This window comes from Pseudohaliea sp. (assembly GCF_040217025.1).
GTDB lineage: Bacteria > Pseudomonadota > Gammaproteobacteria > Pseudomonadales > Halieaceae > Pseudohaliea.
On record NZ_JAVJOA010000008.1, the window covers coordinates 1,054,067 to 1,070,773 of the forward strand.

The window sequence follows — 16,707 nt, forward strand, 5'->3', positions numbered from 1 at the left end:
ATTCAGGTACCCGGGTCGCCCCAGCGCCGCTCCAGCTGCCAGACCAGGGCAGCGCCCACGGCCATGAGCAGGAGCGACGGCAGCAGCTGCGGCGCGGCGCCCTGCGCCGCCGCCCAGGCCCCCGGCAGTACCGGCAGCGCCTGGCCCCCCTCCGCGGCGAGCTTCCAGGGCCAGACGGCCAGCAGGGAGCCGGCGAGGAACCCGGTCAGCAGGCCCATGCAGGGGCCGTGGAAGCGGTGCAGCAGCCAGTGCAGGAAGCGAGAAAAGGTGAGCAGGCCGCAGGCCGCGCCGGCGGCGAACAGCCCGAGGGCGACCACGTCGAAGCTCTCGACGGCCGCGAGGACCCGGTCGTACATGCCGAGCAGCACCAGGATAAAGCTGCCGGAAACCCCCGGCAGGATCATGGCGCAGATGGCCAGGAAGCCGGCGAAGAACAGCCCCGCGGCACCGCCGTCCAGGCGCAAGGCCGGCGACAGGGAGACGACCGCGGCCGCGGCCAGGCCGCCCGCCAGGGCGAGGGCGATCGCGCCGTTCCAGTGCGGCACCCGGCGCAGCAGCCACAGGGCCGAGCCGGCGATGAGGCCGAAGAAAAACGCCCAGAGCAAAACAGGGTGCGCCTCGAGGAGCCAGCCGATGAGGTGGGCCAGGGTGGCGACGCTGGTGGCGATACCGGCGAGCAGCGCGAGGAGGAAGGCACCGTCCACGCGGCGGAAGGCTTCTCCCCAGCGCCCGGCCAGGAGCAGCCGCAGCGCGGGCAGGCCGAAGGCGCTCAGGGCGCCGAGGAGACGATCGTAGATGCCGGTGATGAAGGCGATGGTGCCCCCGGAGACACCCGGTACGACGTCGGCAGCGCCCATGAGCAGGCCACGGACGAAGATGCCTCCCAAACCGCCGGCGCTGGTACGCGGTGAAGTTTCGCCCGCCGGGGGCGCGTCGCTCACCGCTGCACCCCCGGGCGCAGGGGCACGAAGCGCACGGCGTCGTAGGTCTCGCTGTGGTAGTCCTCGTCCTCCCGGGTGATAACCTTGAGGTACTGCATGCCGCCGCCCACCGGCAGCACCAGCCGGCCGCCGGGGGCGAGCTGCTCGAGCAGCGCCTCGGGTACCTGCTCCGGCGCGGCGGCGCAGAGGATGCCGTCGAAAGGGGCTTCCTCCGGCCACCCGAGCATGCCGTCGCCGTGGCGGAGGCGCACGTTGCGGAGCTTGAGCAGGCGCAGGCGCTTGCGCGAGGCCTCGAGCAGGGGCTTGATGCGCTCCACGGCGTACACCTGGCCGACCAGCTGGGCCAGGATGGCGGTCTGGTAGCCGGAGCCACCGCCGATCTCGAGCACCCGGTCGAGGCTGCCGCCGGCGAGGAGCAGGGAGGTCATGCGCGCCACGACGTAGGGCTGGGACAGGGTCTGCTGGTAGCCGATGGGCAGGGCCGTGTCCTCGTAGGCACGGTGCGCCATGGCCTCGTCGAGGAACAGGTGCCGGGGCGTGGAGCGCATGACCTCGAGCACCGCGAAATCATCGATACCCTGTTCCCGGAGCCGCTCGATGAGCCGCTCACGAGTGCGCTGCGACGTCATGCCGATACCGGCCAGATCCGGACTGTTCACGGCCCCGCTTGCTCCTTCTGAGAATAATCGACCAGTTCGGCGACCACTGCCGTGGCAAAGCTGCCCGTGGCCAGGGTGAAGGCCAGGGACAGCGAGCCATCTTCACAAAACTCCCAGGCAAAGTCACCCGGGATGACCCGCGCCGCGCGGTATGCGAGCTCGACCCCGGCCCGTTCCAGGTGGGCAAAATCGGCGGCGAGTGCTGCCCAGGCCGCATCCTGCCGGGCGCGGGCCGCCGCATCCTCCAGCCGCTCGCCCCGCCCCGGCAGCGGCAGCGCCAGGTGCAGGTCGCCGGCGGCGGCGCGCGCCGCGAGGTCGGCGCTGCCGTCGTGCGCGAAGAGACTGCGGCTGCCGGCGAGCTGGCAGACATCCCCGGGAGCCACGGTGTCCCAGTCCCCGGCGCGGACGCGTTCGGCAAGCAGCGTATTGAACGCGTGCGAGCGCAGCGCAGAGAGCAGCATCCCGCGGCGGCTGCGGCCGCGGGGGGCGCGGCCGCCGTCGCGCCAGCGGCGCGCCTGCGCAAGGTTGCTGCCGCCGCTGCCGAAGCGCTGTTCACCGAAGTAGTTCGGCGCACCGCGGCGGGCAAGGTCCGCGAGGCGGGGCTCCAGCACCGCCCGGACGTCGCCGCCAGCGGCGGCGGCGAGCTCGCGCAGCCGCAGGCGGAACGTGTTGCCGCGGTGCACACCCCGGCGCAGCTTGCGCGGGTGGCGGGCACTCGCGAGGACAGCGAGCGCGTCGTCTTCGGCGAGCTCCGCCGGGTCCGGGTCCGCGCGGCCTGGCAGTTGCACGCTGAACCACTGCGTGGTCACGGCGTGCCGGTCCTTGCGCCCCGCGTAGCTCACGGCCCGTGGCGCCACGGCCGCCCAGCGCGCGATGCGCCGGGCCACTTCCTCGCTGTCGAGGCCGCGCTTGCGCACCCGGAGAAAGAGATGTTCGCCGCTGCCCTCGGGCTCGAAGCCGAGCAGTTCGTCGACTTCGAAGTCCTCCGGCAGGGCGCGCAGCCGGGCGGTCGCCGCGGCCCGGCCCCGCGGCGAGGGCCAGCCGCTCACGGGCCGGCGGGCAGCAACAGCACCACCGCGTGGGCGGCGATCCCCTCGCGGCGGCCGCAGAAGCCCAGGCCCTCGGTGGTCGTGGCCTTGACGTTGACGGCCCCGGGGTCGACACCGCAATCCGCCGCGATGCGCTCGACCATGGCGCCGATGTGGGGCGCCAGCCGCGGCGCCTGGGCGATGACCGTGAGATCGGCGTTGCCGAGGATGAAACCCGCAGCCTGCACCTGCGCCACCACCCGCCGCAGCAGGTCGCGGCTGTCGGCGCCGGCCCAGGCCGGGTCATCGTCGGGAAAGTGGCGCCCGATATCGCCGGCGCCGATGGCGCCCAGGAGCGCGTCGCAGAGCGCGTGCAGGACGACGTCACCGTCCGAGTGCGCGGCGAGGCCCTGCGCGTGGTCGATGCGCACGCCGCCGAGCATCACGTGGTCGCCCTCGCAGAAGCGGTGGACATCGTAGCCGTGGCCGATACGCATCAGTCGTTCTCCCCCGCCGCCAGCAGGCAGCGTGCCAGTACCAGGTCTTCCGCGGTTGTCACCTTCAGGTTGCCCCGCGGGCCCGGCACCAGGCCCACCGGGTAGCCGGCGGCTTCCATGGCCGAGGCCTCGTCGGTGACGGCGCCGGCGCTCGCGAGCGCCGCGGCGAGCTCTCCCAGGCGGAACAGCTGCGGCGTCTGCGCGAGCCACAGGCTGCGCCGGTCCACCGTGGCGGCGACGGTCCGGCCGTCCTCGCTGCGCTTGACCGTGTCGCTCACCGGCTGGGCGAGGATGGCGCCTTCGCCACTGGCCGCCACCGCGTCGATGAGGGCGCCGAGGCTCTGCGGGTCGAGGCAGGGCCGCGCGGCGTCGTGGACCAGCACCCAGTCTTCGTCGGCGGCGCGCTCGCGCAGGGCGTCGAGCCCGGCGGCCACGGAATCGGCGCGCTCGGCCCCGCCCTCCGTGAGCATGACCCGGGGGTCCTGCAGGCAGGCGAGACCGGCAGCGCGTTGGTCACCGGCGCGCAGAGCGACGGCCACGCCCTTTACCCGCGCATCGGCGAACAGGGCGCGCAGGCTGTGCTCGAGCAGGGTGCGGCCGGCGATCTCGAGGTACTGCTTGGGCAGCGCGGCACCGAGGCGGCTGCCGATACCGGCGGCGGGTATGACGCCCCAGCAGTTCACGGCTCGCGCGGCGGGGACGGCGCGCTGCCGCTCCCCTCCTCCACGAACTGGTAGAAGACCTCGCCGTCGCGCACCAGGTTCAACTCCTCCCGCGCGCGCTGCTCGACCACCGCCTTGCCCGACTGCAGGTCGAGTACTTCCCGCGCCAGGGTCTCGTTGCGCGCCCGCAGCCGGGCGTTCTCGCGCTCGGCCTCCTGGACCTGGCGCTGCAGCCGCTGCCGCTCGGCGAGGCTGCCCTCGGCAAACCAGAGCCGGTACTGGAGAAGCAGGACGAGGCCGAGAAGAACCAGCAGCAGCCAGCGCAAGGGCGCGCCCTCAGCGCGTCAGTTCCTGCCGGCCGCGGTAGGGCGCGTCGCTGCCCAACTCGGCCTCGATGCGCAGGAGCCGGTTGTACTTGGCCACGCGGTCCGAGCGGCAGAGCGAGCCGGTCTTGATCTGGCCGGCACCGGTGGCGACCGCCAGGTCGGCGATGGTGGTGTCCTCGGTCTCGCCGGAGCGGTGCGAGATCACCGCCGTGTAACCGGCGGAGCGGGCCAGGTTGATGGCGTCGAGGGTCTCGCTGAGGCTGCCGATCTGGTTGAACTTGATCAGGATGGAATTGCCCACGCCGCGCTCGATGCCCTGCTGGAGGATCTTCGTGTTGGTCACGAAAAGGTCGTCACCGACGAGCTGGACGCGGTCGCCCAGGCGCTCCGTGAGCAGCTTCCAGCCGTCCCAGTCGCCCTCGTCGAGGCCGTCCTCGATGGAGAGGATCGGGTGCGCATCCACCAGCCCCGCCAGGTACTCGACGAAGCCGGCGCTGTCGTAGTCCTTGCCCTCCCCCGCGAGCACGTAGCGGCCGTCCTTGTAGAACTCGGAGGCGGCGCAGTCGAGGGCGAGCGTGATATCCGTATCCAGGCCGTAGCCGGCATTGGCAACCGCCTCGGCGATGACCTCCAGGGCCGCCGCATTCGACGGCAGGCTGGGCGCGAAGCCGCCCTCGTCGCCCACGGCGGTGGCGAGGCCGCGGCCGGCGAGCACCTTTTTCAGGTGGTGGAAGACTTCCGCGCCGATGCGCAGCGCCTCGGCGAAGGTGGAGGCCGCCACCGGCTGGATCATGAACTCCTGGATGTCGACGTTGTTGTCCGCGTGCTCACCGCCGTTCAGGATGTTCATCATCGGCACGGGCATGGACAGAGCCGGGCCGCCGGCGAGTTCGTTGATGTGGCGGTAGAGGGGCAGGCCCCGGGACTGTGCGGCGGCCCTGGCCGCGGCGAGGGACACGGCGAGGATGGCATTGGCGCCGAAGCGGGCCTTGTTCTCCGTGCCGTCCGCGGCGATGAGCTTCTCGTCCAGCGCCCGCTGGGCACCGGCATCGCAACCCAGCAGCAGCTCTCGGATCGGTCCGTTCACGTTGGCGACCGCCTGGCAGACGCCCTTGCCGAGGTAGCGGCTGCTGTCGCCATCGCGGAGCTCCAGGGCCTCGCGGGACCCCGTGGACGCACCGGAGGGCGCGAAGGCGGCGCCCAGGCTGCCGTCCTCGAGGAGCACCTCGGCGAGAACCGTGGGGTTGCCGCGGGAATCGAGGACCTCGAAAGCGCGCACGCCGTTGATCATGCTCATGGGAACTCCTTGCCGGGACCCCACTGCGTACGGGGTACGAGACCGGCCTCGTTGAAGGTTAGTCGATGGCCAGCGGCGGCAGGCCCTTGACGAGATCGTCCACGGCCTTCGCCTGGGCCAGGAACGGCTCGAGCTGGTCCAGGGGCAGCGCGCTCGGCCCGTCGCAGAGCGCCTTTGCCGGCTCCGGGTGCGCCTCGAGGAACAGCGCGGCGACACCGACGGCAAGGCCCGCCCGGGCCAGCTCCCCCACCTGGGCCCGGCGGCCGCCGGACGCCGCGCCGAGCGGGTCCCGGCACTGCAGGGCGTGGGTCACGTCGAAGACCAGGGGCACGCCGTCACAGGCATCGCGCATGACGCGGAATCCGAGCATGTCGACGACCAGGTTGTCGTAGCCGAAATTCGTGCCGCGCTCGCAGATCATGAGCCGGTCGTTGCCGCACTCGCGGAACTTCTCGACCACGTTCTTCATCTGCGTGGGCGAGAGAAACTGGGGCTTCTTGATATTGATCGCCGCGCCGGTCTGCGCCATGGCGGAAACGAGGTCCGTCTGCCGCGCGAGGAACGCCGGCAGCTGGATGATGTCGCAGACCTCGGCGGCGGGGGCGGCCTGCAGCGGCTCGTGCACGTCGGTGATCACCGGCAGCCCGTAGCGGTCCTTCACCGCGGCGAGCATCGCCAGGCCCTCCTCGAGGCCCGGGCCGCGGAAGGAGTGGATCGACGAGCGGTTGGCCTTGTCAAAGGAGGCCTTGAACACCAGCGGGATGCCGAGGCGTTCGCAGGCGTCCCTGTACACGCCCGCGACCTCGAGGGCGAAGTCCCGGCTCTCCAGCACGTTGACGCCACCGAGGAGCACGAAGGGCTCCCGGTTACCGATGCGCAGGTCCGCTACCGTGACGACCCGATCCGTCATGCTTGCCTCCCGGGCAGCCAGTGCCTAGTTCCGCGCGGCGGCGTGCGCACAGGCGGCCTCGATGTAGCTGGTGAAGAGCGGGTGCCCGCCGCGGGGCCGCGAGGTGAACTCCGGGTGGAACTGGCAGGCGATGAACCAGGGGTGCTCGGGCAGCTCGACCATCTCCACGAGGTTGTTGTCCGCGGACCAGCCGGCCACGCGCATGCCCGCATCCTGCAGCTGCTGCACGTAATTGTTGTTCACCTCGTAGCGGTGCCGGTGCCGCTCGTGGATCGTGTCCACACCGTAGATCTCGCGGACCTTGCTGCCGGGCGCCAGATGGCAGGGCTGGGCGCCCAGGCGCATGGTGCCGCCGAGGTCCGAGCTTTCGTCGCGCTGCTCCGTGCTGCCGTCGGCGTTCTGCCACTCGGTGATCAGGGCGATCACTGGGTGCGCCGCGTGCGGCTGCATCTCCGTGGAATGGGCGCCCTCGAGGCCGCAGACGTTGCGGGCGTACTCGATGAGCGCGACGTGCATGCCGAGGCAGATGCCGAGGAAGGGAATGCGGTTCTCGCGGGCGTAGCGCACGGCGGCGATCTTGCCCTCCACGCCGCGGTCGCCGAAGCCGCCGGGGACGAGAATCGCGTCCGCGCTGGCGAGGACGTCCGGACCGTCGCGCTCGATATCCTCGGCTTCCACGTAGTCCACGTCCACGTCGGCGAGAGCCTGCAGGCCGGCATGGGCGAGCGCCTCGTTCAGCGACTTGTAGGCGTCGGGCAGCTCCATGTACTTGCCCACCATGGCGACGCGCACGCGCCGGCTTTTCTCGGAGAACTCCCGGCGCAGCACCTCGTCCCACTCGGAGAGGTCCGCGGGCGCGCAGTCGAGCTGGAAACGCTCGGTGATGAAGTCGTCGAGACCCTTTGCGTGCAGGGCGCCGGGGATGCGGTAGATCGAGTCGGCATCCATCACCGGGATGACCGCGCGCTCCTCCACGTTGGTGAACAGGGAGATCTTCTTGCAGGCCGACTCGTCGATGGGCACGGTGCAGCGGCAGAGCAGGACATCGGGCTGCAGGCCGATGGAGCGCAGTTCCTTCACCGAGTGCTGCGTGGGCTTGGTCTTGATCTCGCCGGCGGTGGCGATATAGGGCACCAGGGTGAGGTGCATGAGCAGCGCGCGCGAGGAGCCGAGCTCCACCTTCAGCTGCCGCGCCGCCTCGAGGAAGGGCAGACCCTCGATGTCACCGACGGTGCCACCGATTTCCACCACGGCCACGTCGGCGTCGCCGGCGCCCTTGAGGATGCGCCGCTTGATCTCGTCGGTGATGTGCGGGATCACCTGTACCGTGCCGCCGAGGTAGTCGCCACGCCGTTCCTTGGCGAGCACCGCGTTGTACACGCGGCCGGTGGTGAAGTTGTTGCTGCGGCGCATGGTCGTGCGCGTGAAGCGCTCGTAGTGCCCCAGGTCCAGGTCGGTCTCGGCGCCGTCCTCGGTGACGAAGACCTCGCCGTGCTGGAAGGGGCTCATGGTGCCGGGGTCGATGTTGATGTACGGGTCGAGCTTGAGCAGCGTGACCTTGAGGCCGCGGGCCTCGAGCACCGCGGCGAGGGAAGCGGCGGCAATACCCTTGCCCAGGGAGGAGACCACACCACCAGTCACGAAGACGAAACGCGTCATGCAAAGCCCTTCATACGCCGTTGTCAGGGGGCCCACAACACCGCAACGGGCCGGCGTGCCGGGTGCCACGCTCACCGCGCAAGTCCTGCGAAAAAGATGGCTCTAGAGGCTACCAGAAAGGCCCGGGGCGCTCAATTGAAAAGCGCCGCAGGCACCTCGCTCAAGGCGCGGACCGCGCCCCGGCGGGGCACTCCCGGGGCGGGCTTACCCGTCCCGGCGGGCGACGCCGGAGCGGTCCCAGGACAGCGCCCAGGGGCTGCCCTCGGCCCGCCAGCGCTCGCCCGCGGCCAGCACCCGCCCCTCTGCATCCAGCAGCAGCGGCAGCCGGTCGCGCCACCAGGGCGGCACGGCGGCGGCCCGGAGAAGCGCCTTCAGGCGCCGCCGCTGTGACTCGCCGGCCAGCTGCAGGCGCTCACCGCCGCGGCGGAAGGCAAGCACGGGCGGTGCCGGCCCCCGCGGCCCGGCGACTCGCAGCTCGCCCACACCGGGCACCGCCAGCACCTCCCCCGGCGGCAGTGGCCGGGGCGCCGGTGCAAGGAACGGCTGCGGCCTCGGCAGCAGCCAGGACGCGGCGCCGAAGCGGCCGAGGCACCAGCCGGGGCCGGCCACCCGCGGGCCCGCATCGGCCGCCGCGCCGGCGAGCTGGCGCAGGAACTCCTCGAGCGGCGCCCGCGGCCCCGGCTCGCAGCCCTCGGCGAGGAGCCAGGCCCGCAACCTTGCCGCCCCGCCCGGCCCGGCGAGCGCCGCGACCGCCACGCCGGGGTCGCCGAACACGTTGTGCCAGGTCGGGGGCGCCTCGCGGGCCGGCTGCGCGAGGTTGGCGGCGCTGCGGGTCACCGTCGCGCGATAGCCGGGCCAGCGCGCGGCGACGGCCGGCAGGATCACCTGGCGCAGGTAGTTGCGGTCCGGCCCCGGGTCAGCGTTGGAGGGGTCCTCGATCCAGCGTTCACCGCTGGCGGCCACATAATCGAGGAGCGCGCTGCGGGGGAGCGCGAGAAAGGGCCGGCAGAGCAGGCCGGGGCCGAGGGGCCGCTCCGCCGGCATCCCGGCAAGGCCCCGCTCCCCGGTGCCGCGGAGCAGGCGCAGGAGCACCGTTTCCGCCTGGTCGTCCTGGTGGTGTGCGAGGAACAGGCACCCGCCCTCCCCCAGCGCGGCCTCGAAGGCGGCATAACGCGCCGCGCGGGCAGCCGCCTCGGGGCCGCTGCCGCCGCGCTCGACCGCAACGCGCACTGTCTCGAGCGGGACGCCGAGCCGCTCGCACAGGGCGGCGCAATGGGCGGCCCAGCGGTCGGCGTCGGGATGGAGGCCGTGGTGGACATGCAGTGCCCGGAGCGGCGGGCTGCCGCGGTGCCGCGCCTGCCGGGTGGCGAGGGCCAGTAGCAGTGCGGTGGAATCGAGGCCGCCGGAGAACCCGACCAGCCAGTGCCCGTCGTCGCGACCGTCAAGGGCGGCGGCGAGGGCCTCGGTAACGGGGCAGCGCGGGCCCGCCACGGCGTGGCGGGATCAGTTCCCGTAGGACATCAGGCGCGCGTAGCGGGCCTCGAGCATGTCCTCCACGGGGGTCCCGCGCAGGCGCGTGACCTGCTCGACCAGGTGCCCGCCGATGCGCTCGGCCATGAGGTCGACGTTGCGGTGGGCGCCGCCCAGGGGCTCCTCGATGGTGGCATCGACGATCCCCAGTTCCTCGAGCACGCTGGAGGTGACGCCCATGGCCTGGGCCGCGTCCGGGGCGTTGTCCGTGCTCTTCCAGATGATGTTCGCGCAGCCCTCCGGGGAGATCACGAAGTAGGTGGAGTACTGCAGCATGGCGAGATGGTCGCCCACGCCGATGCCGAGCGCCCCGCCCGAGCTGCCCTCGCCGATGACCACGCAGACCACGGGCGTGCGCAGCCGCGACATGACCGCGAGGTTGGTGGCGATGGACTCGCTGATGCCACGCTCTTCCGAGTCGATACCGGGGTAGGCCCCGGGGGTGTCGATCAGCGTAATCACCGGCAGCTCGAAGCGCTCGGCCAGTTCCATGAGGCGCAGCGCCTTGCGGTAGCCCTCGGGCTTGGGCATGCCGAAGTTGCGGTAGACCTTGTCTTTCACCGCGCGGCCCTTCTCCTGGCCGATGACCATTACGGGGATGCCGTTAAGCCGCGCGGTGCCGCCGACGATGGCCTTGTCGTCGCCGAAGCGGCGGTCGCCGTGGAGTTCGTCGAAGTCCGTGAAGATGCGCGGGATGTAGTCGAGGCTGTAGGGACGCAGCGGGTGCCGGGCCACCTTGACGATGTCCCAGGGCGAGAGGTTGGCGAAGATCTTCTCGGTGAGCTTGGTGCTCTTCTTGCGCAGCGTGTCGATCTCTTCATCGATGCCGAGCTCGGCACCGCTGCCCACCTGCTCGAGCTCCTGGATCTTCACCTCGAGCTCGGCAATCGGTTGTTCAAAATCCAGGTAATTGGGGTTCATGGCGACCCTTCCAGCGGCACGTGGGCAAGGGCGCGAGTGTACAAAAATCCGGCGGGGCCTACCACGACCCCGGGAGGGGGAGGACTCAGCCGAGCAGGGTGATCATGATGCCGGCGGCCACGGCCGAGCCGATGACGCCGGCGACATTCGGCCCCATGGCGTGCATGAGCAGGAAATTGTGCGGGTTGGCCTCCAGGCCCACGCGGTTGCAGACCCGCGCGGCCATGGGCACGGCGGAGACCCCGGCGGCGCCGATGAGCGGGTTGATGGGGGTTTTCGACAGGCGGTTCATGAGCCGGGCGATGAGCACCCCAGCGGCGGTGCCGATGGCGAAGGCGACCACGCCGAGGGCCAGGATGCCGAGGGTCTCGAGATCGAGGAACTTGTCCGCCACCAGCTTCGAACCTACGGAAAGGCCGAGGAAGATCGTGGTGATGTTGATGAGGGCATTCTGCGCCGCCGCCGACAGGCGCTCGACCACGCCGCATTCGCGCATGAGGTTGCCGAAGCAGAACATGCCGAGAAGCGGCGCGGCGCCGGGAAGCAGCAGCGCCACGAGCACCAGCAGCAGCAGCGGGAAGAGGATCTTCTCGAGCTGGCCCACGGGACGCAGCTGCACCATCTCGATCTCGCGCTCGGCCTGCGTGGTCAGGGCGCGCATGATCGGCGGCTGGATCAGCGGCACCAGGGCCATGTAGGAGTAGGCCGCGACGGCGATCGCGCCGAGAAGGTCCGGAGCGAGGATGCTCGACACGTAGATGGCCGTGGGCCCGTCGGCACCACCGATGATGCCGATGGCCGCCGCGTCCTGCAGCGTGAAATCGAACACGCCGGCGGAAGACAGGGCGACCGCGCCCACCAGCGTGGCGAAGATGCCGAACTGCGCCGCGGCACCGAGGAGCAGGGTGCGCGGGTTGGCGAGCAGCGGCCCGAAGTCGGTCATGGCCCCCACGCCCATGAAGATCACGAGGGGGCCGGCGCCGCTGGCGATGGTCACCCGGTAGAACTGGTAGAGCACGCCGTGGTTGTAACCCGCGTCCCGGGCCAGGCCCTGCAGGCTCGCCTGGACGGCGCTGCCGGCGCCGTCGAAGGCGGCAGACACGGCCTTGAAGGGGGCATCCGCGGGCAGCCCGAGCTGCCCGGCGAGCATCGCTCGAAGGCCCGCATCGCCGCCATGGAGCGCACTGTCGAAGGCGGACCAGGCGAGGTCGGCGCCGGGGATGTTGGCGAGGATGCCGCCGAAGCCGATGGGCACGAGCAACAGCGGCTCGAATTCCTTGCGGATGGCGAGGTAGAGGAGCAGGAGGCCGACGCCGATCATGATCGCGGCGCCGGCGTCGAGGCGGGCGAGCCCGGAGGCCGCCCAGAGGGCCGAGAGGTCTTCCACCGCTCAGCCCAGGACCAGCAGCGTATCGCCGACGTGCACCGCGTCGCCGGCGACGACGGCCACCGAAACGACGGTGCCGGCGCGGGGCGCGCGCACCTCCGTCTCCATCTTCATCGCCTCGAGGGTGAGCACCACGTCCCCGGCGCTGACCGTGTCGCCGGCCGCCACGGCGACCCGGACGATGTTGCCGGCGAGCGGCGCGGGCAGCGGGTCGCCCCCGCCCGCGGCCGACGGGGCCGCGGGCGCAGCCTCGGGCGCGGGCGCCGCGGCAACGGATGAGACCTCACCGCCCTCGCTCACTTCCACCACGTAGGGCTGACCATCCACCTTCACCGTGTACACGGCCGGGCCGCCCGGCGCCGCCGCGGGGGCGGCGAGCGCCGCAGCCGGCGCTTCGGCGGCGGCCTCGGCATCCGGGTGTGGCTCGAAGGCGTCGGCGTTGCCCCGGTTGGCGAGGAAACGCAGGCCGACCTGCGGAAACAGGGCATAGGTCAGCACGTCGTCGGTGCGCCGCTCGCCGTCGGCAAGACGGATACCCTGCTCCTCCGCCAGGCCCGCGAGTTCCTCCGCCAGCGCGTCCATCTCCGGCTCGAGCAGGTCTGCGGGCCGGCAGGTGATCGGCGCATCGCCCTCGAGCACCCGCGCCTGCAGCTCGGCGTTCACCGGCGCCGGGGTGGCGCCGTACTCGCCCTTGAGCACACCCGCGGTCTCGCGGGAAATGGACTTGTAGCGCTCGCCGGTGAGCACGTTGAGCACCGCCTGGGTGCCGACGATCTGCGAGGTCGGCGTCACCAGGGGGATGTAGCCGAGGTCCTCGCGGACCTGCGGGATTTCCGCGAGCACCTCGTCCATGCGATCCGCCGCGCCCTGCTCGCGGAGCTGGTTCTCCATGTTCGTGAGCATGCCGCCGGGCACCTGGGCGACCAGGATGCGCGAGTCCACGCCGCGCAGGGAGCCCTCGAACTTCGCGTACTTCCTGCGCACCGTGCGGAAGTAGGCGGCGATGTCCGCCAGCTTGTCGAGGTCGAGACCCGTGTCCCGCTCCGTACCCTGGAGGATCGCCACCACGGACTCCGTGGGCGAGTGGCCGTAGGTCATGGACATGGAGGAGATCGCGGTATCGATGTTGTCGATGCCCGCCTCCACGCACTTGAGCGCCGTGGCCGTCGACAGCCCGGTGGTGGCGTGGCACTGCATGTGGATGGGGATGGCGCAGGTCTCCTTGAGGCGCCGCACCAGTTCGTGGCCGGCGTACGGACGCAGCAGCCCGGCCATGTCCTTGATGGCGATGGAGTCGGCTCCCGCGTCCTCGATGCGCCGGGCCAGGTCGAGCCAGGTATCGAGGGTGTGCACGGGGCTCAGCGTGTAGGACAGGGTGCCCTGGGCGTGCTTGCCCACGGACTTCACCGCCTTCAGCGCCGTTTCGAGATTGCGGAAATCGTTCATGGCGTCGAAAACGCGGAACACGTCGACGCCGTTGGTGGCGGCCCGCTCCACGAAACGCTCGACGACATCGTCGGCGTAGTGCCGGTAGCCGAGGATATTCTGGCCGCGCAGCAGCATCTGCTGCTGCGTCTTCGGCATGGCGGCCTTCAGCTCCCGGATGCGCTCCCAGGGGTCCTCGCCGAGATAGCGGATACAGGCATCGAAGGTCGCCCCGCCCCAGGACTCCAGCGACCAGAAGCCGATGTCGTCGAGGGCGGCCGCGATGGGAAGCATGTCGTCCAGGCGCAGGCGCGTCGCGAACAGGGATTGATGCGCATCGCGGAGGACGACGTCGGTAATGCCGAGGGGGCGTTGGCTGGCTTCCATCAGGGGCGTTCCTTGTCACTGGAGTTGGCGTGGCGATGCCTGGCGAGGGCGGCGGTGATCGCCGCGACCACCGCCGGTGAAGGCCCTTCGCCCGGGCCGGCGCCGCCCCGGGTCGCAACGGCCGTTGCCGGAACCGGTGCGGGCGGCGCGAAACACCGGACCAGGGCGGACAGGGCGCTCGTGGCCAGCACGAGCAGGGAGAGGAACAACACGACGGTCAGCATGCCGAAGAGCATCAGGTCCAGGCCCTGTCGGAGCAGGCTTTCGTCCATGGGTCGCGTCTCCCGTGCGGTGGTGCGACGATCATACTGCATGGCCGTCGCGGTCCGGTAGGTGGGTGCCTGCGCGCCCGGCGAAACCCGTGGACCCCGGGGCACCCGCGGCCGGCGACCGGGTATAATCCCGCCATGCGCCTCGTACTCGCCCCCATGGAGGGGGTCATAGACCACACCATGCGCGAGCTGCTCACCGGCCTCGGGGGCATCGACCGCTGCGTGACGGAGTTTCTCCGGGTTACCGAGCGCCTGCTGCCGCCGCGGGTCTTCCACCGCATCTGCCCCGAGCTCGCCGGGGGCGGACGAACCGCCCACGGCGTGCCCGTCTACCTGCAGCTTCTCGGCGGCCAGCCCGGCCCCGTGGCCGAGAATGCGGCTCGCGGCGCGGAGCTGGGCGCCCCCGGCATCGACCTCAACTTCGGCTGCCCGGCGAAAACCGTGAACCGTTCCGACGGCGGCGCCATCGTGCTGCGCGAACCCGGGCGCGTGCACGCGATCACGGCGGCCGTGCGCGCCGCCCTGCCCGCGCAGGTTCCGCTTACGGTGAAGATCCGCCTCGGCTTCGACGACCGTTCACCCTTCCTGGAGGTCGTGCGCGCCATCAGCGAAGCCGGGGCGACGGAGATCGCCGTACACGCCCGCACCCGGCGCGACGGCTACCGCCCCCCGGCCTACTGGGACGACATCGCCGGGGCACGCGCCGTCACCACGCTGCCGATCATCGCCAACGGCGAGATCTGGAGCCCGGGGGACGCGGCGCGCTGCCGGGCCGCCAGCGGCTGTGAAGACCTCATGCTGGGCCGGGGTGCGCTCTGCCGGCCCGACCTGCCGCGACTGGTGCGTGCCGCCAGCCGTGGCGAGGAGCTGGAACCGCTGCCCTGGCCGGCGGTGCTCGAGCTGCTGCGCCACTTCTTCGCGCTCACCCTCGCCAGCTACGATGCGCGCCACGCCGGCAATCCGCTGAAACAGTGGCTGGTCTACCTGCGCGGCTACTACCCGCAGGCGGCGCTGTTCTTCGAACGCGTCAAGCGCCTGCGCGACCCGGCCGAGCTGGCCGAGGCCCTCGCCAGGGCGGCGGACCCGCGCGCCGCGGCGGCCTGAGGCACCCTTGCGGCCGCGCCGCGGCCTGCCCCTATAATGGCCCTTTGCCGGGCCCGGGCCGTACGCGTCGCAGCCGCCCTGTGGGCATGCCCCGGGCAAGGCCGGTGCGCCGGCCGCTTGAAGAAGGATAAGCCGCATGTCCATTGCCGCCGCTCCCGCCGCCTCCGGCGACGCGACCCTCCTCGGCCACCCCCGGGGGCTGTTCGTCTGCTTTGCCACGGAGCTCTGGGAGCGCTTCTCCTTCTACGGCATGAAGTACCTGCTGCTCCTCTACCTCACCAAGTACCACCTGTTCTCGGACGCCGGCGGCCTCGAGGTGCTCGGCAGCTATGCCGCACTGGTCTACGCCATGCCGGTGATCGGCGGCCTGCTCGCCGACCGCTATCTCGGCATGCGCAAGGCGGTGGTCTTCGGCGGTCTGCTGCTCGTGCTCGGCCACCTGGGCATGGCGGCGGAGGGCGAGCAGGCGCGCATGGTCGGCGACGAGGTGGTTCGCGACGACGGCGCCCTGCAGGTGTTCTACTTCTCCCTGGCACTCATCGTCATCGGCGTCGGTTTCCTCAAGCCGAACATCTCCACCATCGTCGGGCGCCTCTACGGCACCGACGACCCGCGCCGGGACGCGGGCTTCACCATCTTCTACATGGGCATCAACATCGGCGCGTTCACCGCCACGCTGCTCTGCGGCTACCTCGGCGAAACCTTCGGCTGGAGCTACGGTTTCGGCGCCGCCGGGATCGGCATGCTGGTGGGCCTGGCGACCTTTCTCGGCGGGCAGAAGCACCTCCAGGGGCTCGCGGAGCCAGCGCGCCCGGCGGTCCTCAAGGAGCGCTCTCTCCTCGGCCTCAACAAGGAGCTGACCATCTACCTCGCCGCCCTCGGCGGCGTGGCCGTCGCCTGGCAGTTGCTGCAGTTCAACGGCGGCGTGGGCATGCTTCTCAATGCCCTGGCGCTGGCCGTGCTCGCGGGGCTGACCTGGTTCATCGCGGTGAAGTGCGACGCAGTGGAACGCTCGCGGATGATCGTGCTGGTCGTGCTGACGCTGTCCAGCGTGCTGTTCTGGTCCCTGTTCGAGCAGAGCGCGGCATCCATGACCCTGTTCGCGGACCGGGTGATGGACCGGGAAGTCTTCGGCGTCACCCTGACCGCGTCCCAGTTCGGGTCGCTGAACGCCTTCTTCATCTTCCTGTTCGCGCCGGTCTTCGCCCTGCTCTGGACCACGCTCGGCCGCCGGGGGCTGGAGCCCAGCACGCCGGTGAAGTTTTCCCTGGGCATCGCCCAGGCCGGGCTGGGCTTCGGCGCGCTGATCCTGGGCGCAGCCAACCCGGACCAGGCCGGCCTCGTCTCGGGCTACTGGATGATCCTCGCCTACCTGCTGCACACCTGCGGTGAGCTGTGCCTTTCGCCGGTGGGGCTCTCGGCGGTGACCAAGCTGTCCGTGCCGAGCATCACCGGGGTCATGATGGGCAGCTGGTTCCTCGCCACCGCCTACTCGAATTTCGTCGCCGCGCAGCTTTCCAAGATCGCCGCCATCGAGACCGTGGACGGCACGGTGGCCGACGTCGGCACGGCGCTCGCCAGCTACACCGCGCTGTTCGGCAAGCTATTCTGGGTGGGCCTGGCGGTGGGGGCGGTGCTGCTCGCCCTGTCACCGCTGCTGAAGCGCATGATGCGCGGTATCCACTGATCGCCACGGGTCGCG

Annotated in this window: 16 protein-coding genes; 2 read left to right on the top strand and 14 right to left on the bottom strand. The window is 71.3% G+C overall.

Annotated features, from left to right (window positions below):
- Positions 1–2: 2 nt before the first annotated feature.
- From RKE50_RS09015 to RKE50_RS09080, 14 genes are all read right to left on the bottom strand, one after another.
- Positions 3–941 (bottom strand): DUF368 domain-containing protein, encoded by a 939-nt coding sequence (locus RKE50_RS09015; protein WP_350036003.1) that lies wholly within the window; start codon positions 939–941, stop codon positions 3–5.
- Entirely contained in the window at positions 938–1,570 is a 633-nt protein-coding gene (locus tag RKE50_RS09020; protein WP_350036497.1) for a protein-L-isoaspartate(D-aspartate) O-methyltransferase, read from the bottom strand. The genes RKE50_RS09015 and RKE50_RS09020 overlap by 4 nt, the downstream gene beginning before the upstream one ends.
- 26 nt (positions 1,571–1,596) lie before the next feature.
- The gene (gene truD / locus RKE50_RS09025; protein ID WP_350036004.1) at positions 1,597–2,649 is read right to left on the bottom strand and encodes a tRNA pseudouridine(13) synthase TruD; all 1,053 of its coding nucleotides are present in this window, start codon (positions 2,647–2,649) and stop codon (positions 1,597–1,599) included.
- Positions 2,646–3,125: a 2-C-methyl-D-erythritol 2,4-cyclodiphosphate synthase gene (gene ispF / locus RKE50_RS09030; RefSeq protein ID WP_350036005.1), complete on the bottom strand. Its 480-nt coding sequence runs from the start codon at positions 3,123–3,125 to the stop codon at positions 2,646–2,648. The genes truD and ispF overlap by 4 nt, the downstream gene beginning before the upstream one ends.
- The gene (gene ispD, locus RKE50_RS09035; protein ID WP_350036006.1) at positions 3,125–3,808 is read right to left on the bottom strand and encodes a 2-C-methyl-D-erythritol 4-phosphate cytidylyltransferase; all 684 of its coding nucleotides are present in this window, start codon (positions 3,806–3,808) and stop codon (positions 3,125–3,127) included. Before ispD ends, ispF begins: the two co-directional genes overlap by 1 nt.
- Positions 3,805–4,113, bottom strand: coding sequence for a cell division protein FtsB (gene ftsB / locus RKE50_RS09040; protein ID WP_350036007.1), 309 nt, complete (start codon positions 4,111–4,113; stop codon positions 3,805–3,807). Before ftsB ends, ispD begins: the two co-directional genes overlap by 4 nt.
- Positions 4,114–4,123: 10 nt before the next feature.
- Positions 4,124–5,410: a phosphopyruvate hydratase gene (gene eno / locus RKE50_RS09045; RefSeq protein WP_350036008.1), complete on the bottom strand. Its 1,287-nt coding sequence runs from the start codon at positions 5,408–5,410 to the stop codon at positions 4,124–4,126.
- Positions 5,411–5,468: 58 nt separating this feature from the next.
- Entirely contained in the window at positions 5,469–6,320 is an 852-nt protein-coding gene (gene kdsA, locus RKE50_RS09050; RefSeq protein WP_350036009.1) for a 3-deoxy-8-phosphooctulonate synthase, read from the bottom strand.
- Between the two features lie 24 nt (positions 6,321–6,344).
- Complete coding sequence (gene pyrG, locus RKE50_RS09055) at positions 6,345–7,979, bottom strand: CTP synthase (RefSeq protein ID WP_350036010.1); 1,635 nt, start codon at positions 7,977–7,979, stop codon at positions 6,345–6,347.
- 204 nt (positions 7,980–8,183) lie between these two features.
- Positions 8,184–9,470, bottom strand: coding sequence for a tRNA lysidine(34) synthetase TilS (gene tilS / locus RKE50_RS09060; protein WP_350036011.1), 1,287 nt, complete (start codon positions 9,468–9,470; stop codon positions 8,184–8,186).
- A gap of 12 nt (positions 9,471–9,482) precedes the next feature.
- The gene (locus RKE50_RS09065) at positions 9,483–10,430 is read right to left on the bottom strand and encodes an acetyl-CoA carboxylase carboxyltransferase subunit alpha (RefSeq protein WP_350036012.1); all 948 of its coding nucleotides are present in this window, start codon (positions 10,428–10,430) and stop codon (positions 9,483–9,485) included.
- Positions 10,431–10,515: 85 nt separating this feature from the next.
- The gene (locus RKE50_RS09070) at positions 10,516–11,817 is read right to left on the bottom strand and encodes a sodium ion-translocating decarboxylase subunit beta (protein ID WP_350036013.1); all 1,302 of its coding nucleotides are present in this window, start codon (positions 11,815–11,817) and stop codon (positions 10,516–10,518) included.
- Positions 11,818–11,820: 3 nt separating this feature from the next.
- Entirely contained in the window at positions 11,821–13,629 is a 1,809-nt protein-coding gene (oadA, locus tag RKE50_RS09075) for a sodium-extruding oxaloacetate decarboxylase subunit alpha (RefSeq protein WP_350036014.1), read from the bottom strand.
- Positions 13,629–13,901, bottom strand: a complete 273-nt coding sequence (locus tag RKE50_RS09080; protein ID WP_350036015.1) for an OadG family transporter subunit — start codon at positions 13,899–13,901, stop codon at positions 13,629–13,631. Before RKE50_RS09080 ends, oadA begins: the two co-directional genes overlap by 1 nt.
- 135 nt (positions 13,902–14,036) lie before the next feature.
- Between RKE50_RS09080 and RKE50_RS09085 the strand changes: the two genes are divergently transcribed.
- Together RKE50_RS09085 and RKE50_RS09090 are read left to right on the top strand one after the other, a co-directional pair.
- On the top strand, positions 14,037–15,005 hold the full coding sequence (locus tag RKE50_RS09085; protein WP_350036017.1) for a tRNA dihydrouridine synthase: 969 nt from the start codon (positions 14,037–14,039) through the stop codon (positions 15,003–15,005).
- Between the two features lie 136 nt (positions 15,006–15,141).
- A complete protein-coding gene (locus tag RKE50_RS09090) occupies positions 15,142–16,692 on the top strand; it encodes a peptide MFS transporter (protein ID WP_350036019.1) in 1,551 nt (516 codons plus the stop codon).
- The last annotated feature ends 15 nt before the right edge of the window (positions 16,693–16,707 follow it).